Consider the following 13873-nt stretch of genomic DNA (forward strand, 5'->3'; position numbering starts at 1 on the left):
GTGAATGATTCGTGGAACGTCCATCAGCGAGCGGCCGGTGCCGCAAGCGAGCGCGCCTCCTCCATCGCCGAACCGCGGCGAGGACCGGGAGGTCGAGCGCTTGCTGACGTCCGCCGAAGGCAATGTCTTCCTCAAACGCGCGCCGGGCTTCCTCGAGAAACGTCGGTCGTCGGGCATTGACTCCCCGCGATACATTCAACGGATCAAGTTCGGCAGCGTGAGATACCGCGTCGCCGATCTGCTGGAATGGGAAGAGAAGCACACGCATCTGGCCACGAGCGACTTCGGATGATCGACGGCTGAGCGCCTGATGGCCCTACCGCCGATCAAAGAATTCAAAACAGATCCAGTCGGCCGCGGTCGCAGCATCCTGCCTTAGTGACACATTCGCGCCGCCGGGCGGGTCCAAAAGCTCCGTACGGAGCGGAGGGGGCATCAGCGAACGTGGAGCTTGCATTCCCGGACACACCGGCATGCCACTGTTCGGGTTTCTTAATGACTTTGCTTCAAGTCGCCGAGCGTGGCGTTTTTCTTGGATCACGCAATGGAGCGGAAAAAAGATCCTGCGCCCACCAAGCTGGGCCGGAAAGGTGAAGTCTCATGATGCACAAAACGATCGATACGCCGGACGTCCAACTCGCCAAGCTCCTGATCGCCCGGAAGCTGAAAGATGAGGGGATCGACATGGCCCCGGAGAAGATCGTCGTCACACTCAAGAGCGAGGCCGGCCGAAACACCAAGATTCGATTTCGGTATCCCGCTGCGAAAGTGAGGGTCACCATCCAGTCCGTGGTTGGTGACAGTGACGAGCTCACGTTCGGAGACATCGTAGAGATGGTTGAGGAGCAGGCGTATGACTATCAACGCATGCTTGACTACCACGACGGGGCCGAAGAACTCATCGCCGAAGCGAAGGTCACTGCAAGGCGGGAGATCGCGAAGGCGAAGCGACGCGGCCTCGCCTGGAAGCTACTCGACGTCCAACCCTCGACGGTCGAAGCAGGATCAAATGAACTCCCGAGTGCCGAAGTGACCATCGAGATGCTCAGCGCGGCGCTCGTTCCCAAGCCCTACGGCGTCGTCGCCCAATATTCCGAGGAGATCGTCCGTGATCTGACGGAGGAACGGGTCGTGCTCAACCAGACCCTTCGCAGCGTTCGCAAGAAATGGCTCGACGGCGTCGGAGCAGGCGGCGCGATCGACGCCGTGGCCCTGGCTGCTCTTCGCAGCAGCGGGCAGGACGTTCCCGCGGTGATAAGGCGCATGCGAGAAAGCGATAATGGCTTCGTTGTGTGGTGCGGCGACCTGGCACTGTCCCTCCGGTGGGCGGACGGGCTCATCAAAGCGAACTTCGGGATCACCAAAGAGATATCTTACGCGAACTCAAGCCTCTCGCTTGAGGGGCCTGAGAAGCTGGCTTCCACGCATGGCCTCTCCGGCAAGCCGGCGGGCGTCGTAGTTGAAAGCCCCCTGCTGGAGGGGGCGGTGATCATGACCGCGGCAGACTGGGGGGGCACCACCATAGTGACCCTCGAGCCCCGCTTTCACGTGTTCGATGCTGAAACGCTTGAACCGCGGGACCAGCTCTTTCTGTTGTGATGACCCTGGGCGTGCGTCGGCGGCAGCGCCCGAGACGCACGCCCGGTGGTAGCTAGCTGCCGGTGCGTTGCGGAAACAGGCTCAAAAGGATCTACCTGGCCGCACGGTGATACCCAGCATACTGCATCGGGGTTACGCCGTTCGCACCAGCAGGTGCCGGTCATCCATCATGATCGCAGCGCCACAGCCCACGCGCGGCCATACGGTATCAACGTTCATTGTTGGCGATCCACTTGGTTTCGGCCGGCACCTCATAGCCAGCGATCAGATCGAGCAGCGCGTCGGGATCAGGCGACGCCAGCAACATTCCACGATGCACGGGCTTGAGGAACGCTTCACCGACGACATGATCGAGGAATCCGAGAAGCTTGTCATAGAAGCCATGCACGTTGAGGACAGCACACGGCTTTGCGTGTGTGCCGAGTTGGGTCCAGGTCCAGACCTCGAAGATTTCCTCAAACGTCCCTATCCCACCGGGAAGGGCGATGAATGCATCGGACAACTCGGCCATCAATGCCTTGCGTTCGTGCATCGATCCCACGACCCGTAGGTCGGACAAACCGGTATGGGCGACCTCACGTTCGACCAGCGCGCGCGGGATCACGCCGGTGACACTACCCCCAGCAGCAATCGTTGCATCGGCAACCGCTCCCATCAGCCCAACGGCAGCGCCACCATAGACGAGTCCGATGTTCCGCTCTGCCAGCAGGGTTCCCAGCTCGACCGCGACATCCCGATAGTCGCTGATGCGCCCCGAGCTTGAACCCGAAATACGCAAATCTTCTGCATGACCGGCAGTCCCTAGGTAAGCCCAATGGAAGGATGGACGCATGTGAGCCAGCGCAATGTCCGCTAACCGACGCAATCGCAACCGCAGAAAACGGTGTTAAAGGGCGGCAAATCTCAATCCGTTGTATCGAGATAGGAAATTTCGGCAGTATAATCAGATAGCATCATTCCGCCTTTTTCGCATGGGCGGAGGCTAGCGTACCTGCGTCCGGTATACGATCGGCCAGGAAATTCAGAACACCTCAGCCAGATCGCTGATTGAATAGTCGTCCGTGTCATACATGCGTCGCTGCTCCTTCTGCTGACGATCCGACAGCTTGCACTCTTCGCAGACGGCGTCTCAGAAGCTGTCTCCCCGTGTTCGCGAAGCATGCAGAGCGCGTTGACGAGCATCATTTCCGGAACAGTCCGGCACTGAATCTCAAGAAGAAGCGGGCTCGCGAACACGACAGCCGAGACCTGCGCACGCGAAACCGCCACGTTGATCCGGTTCAACGAGAACAGGAAGGCGATGTCGCGTGGCAGTTCCTCGCCGCTCGACGTCGTCATCGAGACGAGGCAAACGGGGGCCTCCTGACCCTGGAAGCGGTCGACGGTGCCTACGCGAACGGCGGCGGGAAGTGCGGTCCGCAGCGCGTTCACCTGCGCGTTGTACGGCGCGACCACGAGGATGTCGCCGTGGCCGACCACGCGCTCCACACCGTCGCGTGCCCGGTAGGTCGACCCGACGACCTTGGCGATCTGGGCCCTGATTGCCTCTATCTCCTCGGGACTGACCTGCGAACGACCGAGATGCGGGACCGGGCGCACGCCCGCGCCGACGAGGGAGACGCCGTCCACAGTGCGCAGATCCTGCCCGGACGCCGCATCGTCTGACAGCAGACGGTCCTCGTACACCGCGCGGGAGACGAAGCTGCAGATGGCAGGGTGCATCCGGCGGCTCACCGGCATGAAGATGCCGCGGTCGCCCGGCACCACGCGATGCCCGTCGATGAGATACTCGAGGCAGGACTCGCCGCTTCGTCCGGGGTGCGTTCCTTGAAGTGGCTGCGGCAGCTGCATCGGATCGCCGACGAGCACGAGGTTACGCGTGGAGCGGGACATCGCGAGGATGTTCGCGAGCGACACCTGTCCCGCCTCGTCGACGAAAAGGTAGTCGAACGCCGGCGCGGCATAGCGCGCGAAGTGCCAGGCTGTCGCGCCGACGACATGGGCGGCAGCGATCTCCGGGGCGTCGTTGTCGGAGACGAGGTCGATGCCGGGATGGCCGTCGTCATCGCCGTCGTCGGCCGCCTTCCGCACGACGCGGCAGTGCACTCTCTCGCTGGCGGCGCGGGTCGCGACCGCCTCGAGCAGGTTGCCGATCGCGCTGTGGCTGTTCGACGAGACGGCGACCCGCTTGCCCGCCCGCACCAGGTCGATGATCGACAGGGCACTGACGTAGGTCTTGCCGGTGCCCGGCGGTCCCTGGATCGCCAGCGTCGTCCGATCCATCGCGGCGATCGCCGCGCTGGTCTGCGTCGGCAGATCGCCACGTGGATCGACGATGCCTCCGGGCCTCGGGCCGTCATCGAATGACGGCGCCTGCCGCGTCAGCAGCTGTTCGACGGCGCGTGCCAGCCCGGTGTCGCCGATTATCTCGTCGGTCACCGCGGCGATCGCGGTGCGCAACGCTCCGTTGGCGATGGGTTTGGACGGGATCAGGTCCAGCGTGTCGGGGAGGGGACCCTTGGCGGTGGACCGGCGGAGGACGAGCACGCCCGCCTCAGCGTCCATCTGACGCAGGTCGACGTCCTCGGGCATCGCCGCCGGCTTGACGCACGGCTTCTTGCCGGCGCGAAGCTTCGTCTCCTGCACCGGAAAGCTGTAGGTCCGTTCGAACGACTTCGCCGTCACCTTCACCGGCGCCCCGACCGCCACGAGCCCCTGGATGCAATCGAGGTCGTCGACCAGCTCCTCGCTCTCCTGCGCCAGCCGGTCGAAGATCGCCCACCACGCCGGCTTGTCCTCGCGCTTGTGGAAGAAGGCGAGGTCCAGGAGCAGGTCGGCCACATCGTCGCCCAGGCGCAGGCGGACGGGTTGGAGGCGCTGACGCAGCGTCTCCACCTCCGCGTCCTCGACATCGACGTTCGACAGCGCGCCGGCGTCCGGAACCTCGCCGAGCTGCGGCCACGGCATGCCACCGGGACGCACGTCGCGGACGAGCCAGTCGCGCAGCAGCTGGGTCGAGATGCAGTCGGTCCGGTTGTAGTCGTAGATCTTGGCGAGCAGTTCGTCGTCGCCGGCCTCCCGCCAGTTCTCGTAGAACACCACGCTGGCGCCGGCGGAGGCGACGTCCGCGTCTCGCTTCTCCATGTAGAATGCCTCGAGATCCTTGATCGAATAGCCCTTCTCGGACGCGATCAGCGAACCCGCCACCACCTTGAACAGATCGACGAAGCGGCGTTCCCGCTGGAGCTGATCCATCGCGGCCTCGCCGACGCGGTGCTCGGCGGTCAGACGGCGCAGCGCCGCGATCTCGTAGTTGGCGTAGTGGTAGACCCGCGCCCTGGGGTGGCGTCGGAGGTGCTCGACGAAGAAGTCGAGGAGGTCCGCGACCGATCGACCCTCCGCATCGCGGTCGTGCGCCCAGAAGGCGCGGAAGGTCCAATCGCCGTCCTGTCGGAACCATACCCCGTGCAGATACTCGAGACCGCCCTCGTAGTAGGGGTCGCCCTCGATGTCGTAGAACAGGTCGCCATCGTCGGGCTCGGGCAGCAGGCCGAAGCCCTTGCCTGGCTGGTAGTCGCGCAGTTCGAAGCCCGGCAGTCCACCGGCCCGGCGTGCCATTTGCAACCTCGCCTGGGTGCGCAGCCGGTCCTGCGTGTCCGCCGACAGCTTGGGTACGCGCCCGTCGATCGTCGCCAGCCCGGTCAGCGTGGTGACTCCGGCCGCCTCGAACTTGCCGCGCTGCGACTTCGTGATGCCCGCCACCAGCGACAGGCTGTCGGTCCGTTCCCACTCCCCGCGACAATGGTCGTTCCAGCGACACAGTGCGCATGAGGACACCGGGTCTGCTCGCGTCTCGGGCCGCTCCTCCAGGAATTTGCCGAAGACGACGCGGGCATGACGCGCGTAGGACGCCACATCGGCCAATCGCACCGTGAAGCGGCTGCCATCACCCAGCTGGAGGTGAGCCGCTTCCGGCCTCACACCCTGAACGTCGGCCAGCAGGTCGGAGTAGAGAGCCAGCTGGAGGACGTGCTTGGGATCGGGCTTGCGCTTCAGCTTGGTGTCGACAACTTCGTAGGACCATGCGCCGAGCGAGGACGGGCGATCAACGCGTTCGAGGAAGTCCGAGTAGCCGCCCCATGGGCCGCCGAGCATCGCGCCCTGGAATATCACGTCCGGCCCTGCCAGCATCGCCTCGCGGGTCAACTCGACCGACCTCTCCACGGATAGGCCGTCCCTGGGGATCTCGACGATGGAGCGTCCCGACGCCCGGAGCCCATCGAGAAACGCCAGCTCGTGGGCGTCGCCCTGCCGCTGAAGCAGGGCGGCTTCGTCCCTGTCCGCGGCCGGGACGATGTCGCCGACTTCCATCAGGCGCAGATCGAGCGTCGTCGCGTGGCGACACCCCTTGAACCGCATCAGGTCGGAGGCCGATAGCCGCAACTGTCCGTCGAGTAGGCGCATTTTACAGTCCTCTTCGGCTTTCCGATATCGTATATGGGTGACAAATTCTGTCGGGGAAGAGTCGTGTCGTTCGCGAAGGCGCAGGAACTGCTGAGGCTGGCGATGATGTCGACTGGTCGGCGAGGCGTGACGCTCGACGACATCGTCGCGGAGTTCGGGTGCTCTGAGCGGACGGCCCAGCGCATGACCGCTGCGGTGCAGTCGGCCTTCGCGCAGACGGACTATTGGATCGGCGAGGACCGGCGCGCCCGGTGGCGGATACCCGCCCGGCACATAGCGCACCTGCTGACGCCGTCCTCCGACGAACTCGTCGCCCTAGCCGAAGCGATTTCGCTGCTCGACCACGCCGGCATGAAGCAGGAGGCGGCCCGCGCCCGCAGTCTTGAGCGGAAGGTGCGGGCGCTTATCCCGCCTGAGCAGGGAACGCGTCTCGACGTCGACAAGGAGGCCGTGCTCGAGGCGCTCGGTCACGCCGCGCGCCTTGGACCCCAACCGGCCGCCGACGAAGAGGTCGTCGAAGCGATATACGACGCCTTGAAGGGGCCGTGCCTGCTTCGCATCCTGTACCGCAAGCGCGACGAGGACGATCCCAGCGAACGCGTGGTCGCGCCGCACGGTCTGCTGCTCGGCGTCCGTCGCTATCTTGTCGCGCGCGACACGGCGAAGGGTCCGAACGCGAAGCTGCAGCACTACCGCGTCGAGGAGATCTACCACGCGGAGGCGCTCGATCAGACGTTCGAGATCGATCCCGCCTTCGATCTGAAGCGCCATGCCGAGAAGGGCTTCAGTTCCTACGAGAGCGAGAAGGAATATGGCGAAGTCGTCTGGCGATTCCGACCGGACGCCGCGGCCCATGCCCGCCGCTACGTCTTCCATCCCACGCAGAAGACCGAGGAGGCCGACGATGGTTCGCTCATCGTGCGGTTCAAGGCCTCCGGACATCTTGAGATGACGTGGCACCTCTACGCATGGGGCGACGCCGTGGAGGTACTGTCTCCCGAACCCCTCCGGAAGATGGTCAGCGGCTTCCGTCGTGCCTTCCCGGCTTTGCCGTAGCGGATCGGTCCGCGACGATCGCGGCGACATTTTCCGAGCATGACAGAATTTGACACCCATATGTGCGACGACGCTTGATCGACACGGAACGGATTGGTGAACCATGAAGATGATCCACACGGCCGATTGGCAACTCGGTAAGCCCTTCGCCCGCTTTCCGTCGGACGTTCGGAGCGCCCTGACCGAAGCCCGGCTCGATGCGATAGATCGGATCGCGGGCGTCGCCGCGGGCACCGGGTCCAATCATGTCGTCGTCGCCGGCGACGTGTTCGACAACGTGGATCCGGGCGACCGGATCGTCGGGCAGGCCGTGTCCCGCATGGAGCGTGCCGCCGTTACGTGGTGGCTCATGCCGGGTAACCACGACCATTCACGCGCCGGCGGTCTGTGGAGCAGGGTCCGACGCTTGGCGCCCGCCAACGTCCGCATCGTCGACACGCCCGAGCCGGTGGAGATGGAGGAGGGTGCCTGGCTGCTGCCGGCACCGCTCGAACACCGGAAGACGGTCCTCGACCCCACCGCCGCCATGGTTGACATGGCGACTCCGCCCGGGTCGCTCCGTATCGGCCTGGCGCACGGCTCGATCACCGAGTTCGGCGCGACCGGCGAGAGCTCCAACATCATACCGCCGGATCGGGCGCGCTCGGCCGGTCTCGACTATCTGGCCCTTGGCGATTGGCACGGCTTCCTCGCGGTCGGGAATCGCACCGCGTACAGCGGTACCCCCGAGACCGACCGGTTCGGACGGGACGAGCCCGGCGCCTGCGTCGCCGTGGACGCACGTGCTGGAGACGCGCCCGTGTTCGAACGCGTCGAGACCGGCCGCTTTCGCTGGCTTTCACGACGCTGGGAACTGGCGACGGTAGAGGATCTGGAGCGTGAACTGGGAGCGCTCCGCGACGAGGAGCGCCTCTCGGACGTGCTCCTTTCGCTCAGGCTTGGCGGCGTCGCCAGTCTGGCCCAGCGCGTCGATATCATGTCGATCGTCGAAAGCCACGTCGCGCACGAACTCCGACACCTCGACCTCGATGCGGAGGGCTTCATCGCGAAACCCACCGTCGAGGACGTCGCCCGGATAGACGTGCAGGGGGCGCTAGCCGCAGCGTCCACGATGCTCCAGGAATTGGCTGACGGTGGTGGGGCGAACTCCCATGTCGCCTCCGCCGCGCTTGAGAGGCTCTACGTCGAGGCGATGCGGTACGACGCGGAGGCTGCGGGATGATCATCCGGTCGCTCGAACTGGCCAACTTCCGCAAGTTTCGCGATCCGCTGCGGATCGAGGGCTTCACCGATGGTCTGAACATCGTCGTCGAGCCCAACGAGATGGGCAAGTCCACGCTTCTCGAGGCACTGCGCGCGGTGTTCTTCATCCGCTATTCGACGAAGAACGACCTGACCCGATCCTTCCTGCCGAAGGGGGACGACGTCGCCCCACGCGTCGCCGTCGGCTTCGAAGTGAAGGGGCAGGCCTGGACGCTCGAAAAGCAGTTCATCCGGTCGCCGAGCGTGCGGCTCACCGGAGCGGGCGGCCGCCGCGACAGCGAGGCGGCCGAGGACGCCCTGCAGGAGCTCCTCGGCTTCGAGCGTGGAAACAATCGGAGCAGCGACCACGAGACGCGAGGCCCGCTCGGCATGCTCTGGGTCGAGCAGGCCAGCGCGTTCTCGGTCGAAAGCCCGAACCGCCTGGTGCGCGACACGGTGCGCGGCGTGCTGGAAGCCGAGGTGGGCGCGGTTACGGGAGGACGGCGGTTCGACGCCATTCGCGCCAGCGTCGATACGGCGTACCTGGCATTGCGCACGGCGGGGAACGGTAAGTCGAAGGGAGAACTGGCGGCGGCCGAAGCCCTGGTGACGTCGACCGCCGAAGCGCGCCGACAGGCGGAGACCGTCTTTCGCGAGTACGAGCAGTCTCTGACCGAACTCGATACCGCCAGGGCGCGGCTGAAGATCGTTCAGCGCGATCTCGTCGATCCGGAAACGGTCGAGGAGCGACGCAAACTCGTGGCGGACCAGAAGGTCGCGGAAACGGCCGCCCTGCGATCCACGGCCGCGGAGGCGGAGCACGGGCGGGCTGACGAGGTCGCGAAGACGGCGGCGGCGAGGATCGAGCGCCTCGACCTGGTCGAGCGTCGCGTGGGCGAGGCCGGTATAGCCTTGGACCTCAAACAGATCGCGAAAGACGAGGCGCAGTCGGCCTTGGACAAGGCGAGCGACGACGAGAAGTCCCGCAGGTCGACGCTCGACGACGCCCGCGCCGCACGACGGATCGCGGACGACGCGGTCACCGGCGCCAACGAGCGCGTCCGCGAGTTCTCGACCGCCGCGGCGGCGCGGCGTGCGATCGATGCGCGCAACGCCCTCACCGGTCTGGAAGAGCGCGAGCGCGATCTCGCCGTCGAGTCCGAGGGGGCGGTCGACAAAGGCGAGCTCGGGAAACTGGCGGCTCTGGAACGGGCCGCGATCGAGGCGCGGGCCCGGTTCGATGCCGGGACGGTCAAGGTCGAGATCGATCTGGCCGACGGTGTGGATCTCAGGATCGACGGCAAGCCGAGCGATATCTCGAGCGCCGACGTTCTGACCGTCACCCGCTTCGAGATCGTCGGAGCCGGAACCATGACGGTGACGCCGCCGCAGGGATCGGGGCGGTCTATCGACGTCGAACTGGCAGCAGCCCGTGACGAAGTCGCCGCAGCCCGCCAAACGCTCGGGGTGGATTCGCACCCCGCAGGCGTCGCCCGGAACGAGCGGGCCGCCGCCGCGACGCGCGAGCTGAAGGCTCTTCGGGCCCAGATCGCTGCGGCCTGTCCGGGTGACCAGACCATAGGCCTCGGTCCGGGAGCCGATGCGCTGCGCGCCTTCGTTGCCGAACTCGGCGACGGAGTCGGCGGCGGAAGCGCACCGGTGGACGACGTCTCGGGACTCGAGAGGGGATCGGCGGAGGCCAAACTCGCGGAGGCGACCGCGATGGGACGGCACGAGGAGGCGCGCTCGGCGCTGTCCAAGGCCGAGACCGCGATGGCGACCGCGGCCGCCGAGCTCGCGTCGGCGATACGAGATTCCGAGGCGGCTTCCGAGGATGTCCGGGTCGCCCGCGAGATCGGAGACCGGGCGACGTTGGACGCCGCGCTCGCCGAAGCGCAGCGCGAACGCGCCACGAAGCTGGAGGGATGGGAGAAGGCCCGCGAGGGGTCGCAGGCGTTCAACCTCGAAGCGATCGCGCGACGCATCGAGAACATCGACCGCTCGACCGCTCGGGCCGGACAGGAACAGCTCGATCTGACGGCGAAGATCGCATCGCTGGAGTCGTCCGTGGCACGCGAGGGGACCTCCGGGCCGGCCGGTCGCGTCGCCGAGACCCGGGAGCAGGAAAAGGCCGCGACCGCGAGATGCGAACGGCTGCGGGGCGAGGCGGACAAGCTGGAGCTGCTGCGTTCCACTCTCACGCAGGCCGCGAACGACGCGTCCAAGACGTTCCTCGGCCCCGTGACCAGGCGGGCGGCGGGATACATCGGGCAATTGCTGCCCGGTTGCCAACTGTCGTTCGACGACGGGCTTGGACTGGCGGGCGTGACCCGGGCGGGCATCGAGGAGACGTGTGGCGACCTCAGCAAGGGCACGCAGGAACAGCTCGCCATCCTGACGCGCCTGGCGTTCGCGGACATGCTGCTGGACGACGGGGCGCCGATCTCGCTGATCCTCGACGATCCGCTCGTGTATTCGGACGATGCGCGCTTGGAGACGATGACCGACATACTGCAGGAGGCATCGAAGCGCATGCAGGTCATTCTGCTGACCTGCCGCTCGAAGGCGTTCCGCCACGTCGACGCCAATCGGATCACCCTGCCGTGAGCGAAGTCACACGCCTTCGCGTCCAATACGGACAAGCAGGGTTCGGCGCTTCCAAAATTGCATGGCGATAACTCCGGCTGATCCAGAAAACGGAGCCGATCAATTCAAATGCAATACGTAGCGAGGTACGTGGCATGTCATCGAGGAATGAACCGACGCCAGCCAGGACGTACATGGTCCGCTTCGAGCAGCAGGACATCGATCCGGAACTCAAGTCCGAGATAGGCGCCATATTGTCGTGTGCCAACGACATCTGGAAAGGTCTGGATCTGCTTGGCGACTTCTCGCTGGCGCCCGCAAGGCACGGCTCCGATCGCGGCAATTTCGTGCATATCCGTGCGGTCCCACTCTCCGAAGCCGACAAGTGCGAATTCAGGTTCGACATGCCGTTGCAATACAACACGCGTGAACCAGTCAGCATCTGGGTGGAACGTCTGCTGGAAGCCGCGGCTGCGTTCCGCGACCTCACTCAGCGGGAAGAATGGTCGCGATCTCTACGGCGACTGATCGACGACGCGATCGCGCCGGTCGCCGACGGGCTTCATCCCGCCCGCCTAATCGCGATCGGATTGAAAGTGTCCGACGTCTCTCCCGGCTACCAGATGCTGGCCGATATCGAGACGCTCGGCGAACATCTGAGGATGGGCATTCATCGCCATCGCGTCGACGACATTGGCGTGTTCGGGTCCGAGTTGGCGGATCTGGTCGCCGATCACGCGGAGCGCAAGCGACTGCGCATGCTCGCGGACGTCTGCGGGGCGATCGGCTGGATAGATGACGTTGCTTTGAACCTGGTTGACGCTTCGTCGATGTCGCGATCCGATCTTGTCGCTCGCCTCAACGATCGGCCGGCCATCGATTTCCACTTCGGTGGCGACGACGACGATGACTATGTTGGCGAGCTCGTCTGGGACGAAGGTGTGATCAGATGTCTCGTCGGCGAGTGGACAGCGGGATGGACCTTCGACCGTTCCGAATTCGTCCTGAGCGAGTGCGTGCTGCCGGAGACGCTGCTCGTCGCCTGGCATGGGCGTCGCTTCGGCGACCTGATCGAGCACCCGCTCATTCCGGGCGACGCGGTCGTCGTCCGTGCAGAGCTTACGGACGGTACGCTGCACGTCGACCTGGAGCTCGCTGAGCGGCTGTTGAAATGACGCGTCCATCGCGTGGACGGTATTCTCGCGCTCAGGCGCCGGCTTCGGCCACCATGCTGAAACCAGATATTTAGCGTCACGAGACTATGCCGCTTCTTCTCCCGGCAGTCCGCCACGCGGACACCACAGGCGCTTCGTCACCGAAATGATTTTGGCTTCGCGGGAAGTTCGGAACGACCTCAGGATAGGAAAATTGAATGGATTTCCAGAACGACATCGCAGCCGCAGCAGGCAAAGCGAACGACGCGCATGGACAGGCCGCCGACAGCGGATCGCGCGAAGCGACGCATACGGCGGAACATGCCGCCAATGGCGGTGAAGAGGCGAAGGAGTCGAACGGCGGGATCCTGAATGGCTTCACGAACCGGCAGTTCGTCGCTCTCGTCCGCGAGGAGCTTGCCGCGATTGGAAGGCCGGACATAGCGATCGAACGGTCCTGGATCGATGAGGACACGGAGGGCTGTCCCTTCCTTCTTCGCGTACCGGTCGGCACCGAACTCAATCTGCCGTTGAAGCCGATGGAAGGCTTCTTTCACACCCGTACTGCCGAAGACCGGGTCTGGCATGCGCGAGAGTTCGCCACGGCGTTGGCCAATCTGAAAACGGCCGAGAAAACGCTCGAAAAGTACGTCCGGGACATCCGGCGCTCCGCGAACGCGGCAGTCGCGAAGGTGCGTGCCGATGGCCTCGACATTTCGTTGGACGACGTCGGTCTCAAGGAGACATATGCGCACCACTTGACGGATCGCTCGTGGAAGGAGGCGGCTCTTCACGTCCTGGCGTGCGTATCGATCCGTCATACGTCGTTCTTCCTGCGAACCACGACATCCAGTTTCACCGTCGAAGAGCCTGGTCACGTCGAGGACGAACTCGCGCCGTTCGTCGAGGAGCAGCGTGAGTTCCAGGACCTGATCGCCGATATGGAGGCCAAGGGAGCCGATCTGGAAGTGGATGCGATCACGCTCGACCTGCTGGCGGTGCACGGTCTGGATGCTGCCAAGGTTCTGGAGCAGGTCTGGAAGACCCAGTGCGTGAACCTCAAAGTTCAGCACCTTGGCCGCGAAACGTCATTTTCACTGATCAGCTCGCGGGGTCGCGTCACTGCTTCCATCGCGCTGGATGGGGCCTACTGGAACGGCGAGTATCTCTGGTTCCAAGGTGAAGAGAGCACCAAGAGTCACGTGGATCTCGTCGGCAAGTCGCTCGGCGATCTCGTCTCGCACCCGACGTTCGCAGCGCGTCCGATCGTCGGGGTCGAGAACAGGCACATCGATCACATCGTCTTCGACCTGTCCGAAAAGATGCTGTTCGACGCAGACACCGGGCGGATCTGGCGTGACGAGCGCGACGCCGCTTGAGGTTTCAGCATAAGGGTGAATGCCACGACGCCAGCGGTGCCGACTGGCCGGTGTGGATTGGTGGTGGATCTGCGCTGGCTCGTTCGGACCGTCGCCGCTCGTTCGACGGCGGACAAGTCGCGGTCTATCCTGCGTGCCCGAACTATCAGCCTCACGAAGGCCATACGAATGGGCATCGCGTCTTGTCGGCGGGTTTTAGAATATGTCGCGGCGGGTAGACCCTCGGTTGTAAAATCAGCTGGAGGCGGCCGCGGGCCCCGGGGCGAAGAGCTATCTGGATGGTCCCGGCCCATAATTTCGGGGCCTGAAACGGGTCTCGAAAAGCAACAGTGACGGGGTTGCGACCCCGCCATGAGCGGGCCTCTCAAGCCGGGCCAGCCAGCTAAATGCGCT

Annotated in this window: 9 protein-coding genes; 7 read left to right on the forward strand and 2 right to left on the reverse strand. The window is 64.9% G+C overall.

Features of this window, described 5'->3' with window-relative positions:
* Window positions 1-4: 4 nt before the first annotated feature.
* Window positions 5-292, forward strand: coding sequence for a hypothetical protein (locus tag EQZ23_RS06790; RefSeq protein ID WP_128453727.1), 288 nt, complete (start codon window positions 5-7; stop codon window positions 290-292).
* Between the two features lie 308 nt (window positions 293-600).
* Window positions 601-1599 (forward strand): hypothetical protein, encoded by a 999-nt coding sequence (locus EQZ23_RS06795; protein WP_128453728.1) that lies wholly within the window; start codon window positions 601-603, stop codon window positions 1597-1599.
* Between the two features lie 208 nt (window positions 1600-1807).
* On the opposite strand, the gene EQZ23_RS06800 is transcribed toward EQZ23_RS06795, so the two are convergent.
* Window positions 1808-2431, reverse strand: a complete 624-nt coding sequence (locus EQZ23_RS06800) for a TIGR00730 family Rossman fold protein (protein ID WP_128453729.1) — start codon at window positions 2429-2431, stop codon at window positions 1808-1810.
* 71 nt (window positions 2432-2502) lie between these two features.
* Window positions 2503-6063 (reverse strand): TM0106 family RecB-like putative nuclease, encoded by a 3561-nt coding sequence (locus EQZ23_RS06810; protein ID WP_240663390.1) that lies wholly within the window; start codon window positions 6061-6063, stop codon window positions 2503-2505.
* Window positions 6064-6126: 63 nt separating this feature from the next.
* Between EQZ23_RS06810 and EQZ23_RS06815 the strand changes: the two genes are divergently transcribed.
* From EQZ23_RS06815 to EQZ23_RS06835, 5 genes are all read left to right on the forward strand, one after another.
* Window positions 6127-7119, forward strand: a complete 993-nt coding sequence (locus EQZ23_RS06815) for a WYL domain-containing protein (protein ID WP_128453730.1) — start codon at window positions 6127-6129, stop codon at window positions 7117-7119.
* 103 nt (window positions 7120-7222) lie between these two features.
* Window positions 7223-8341, forward strand: a complete 1119-nt coding sequence (locus tag EQZ23_RS06820; protein ID WP_128453731.1) for a metallophosphoesterase — start codon at window positions 7223-7225, stop codon at window positions 8339-8341.
* Window positions 8338-10968 carry an AAA family ATPase gene (locus EQZ23_RS06825; protein ID WP_128453732.1) on the forward strand — a complete coding sequence of 877 codons (2631 nt, stop codon included), beginning with the start codon at window positions 8338-8340 and terminating at the stop codon, window positions 10966-10968. The genes EQZ23_RS06820 and EQZ23_RS06825 overlap by 4 nt, the downstream gene beginning before the upstream one ends.
* A gap of 173 nt (window positions 10969-11141) precedes the next feature.
* A complete protein-coding gene (locus EQZ23_RS06830; RefSeq protein ID WP_128453733.1) occupies window positions 11142-12122 on the forward strand; it encodes a hypothetical protein in 981 nt (326 codons plus the stop codon).
* A 197-nt stretch (window positions 12123-12319) separates the two neighbouring features.
* The gene (locus EQZ23_RS06835; RefSeq protein ID WP_128453734.1) at window positions 12320-13480 is read left to right on the forward strand and encodes a hypothetical protein; all 1161 of its coding nucleotides are present in this window, start codon (window positions 12320-12322) and stop codon (window positions 13478-13480) included.
* Window positions 13481-13873 lie beyond the last annotated feature (393 nt).

Source organism: Sphingomonas sp. UV9 (genome assembly GCF_004101245.1).
Classification (GTDB): Bacteria; Pseudomonadota; Alphaproteobacteria; order Sphingomonadales; family Sphingomonadaceae; genus Sphingomonas.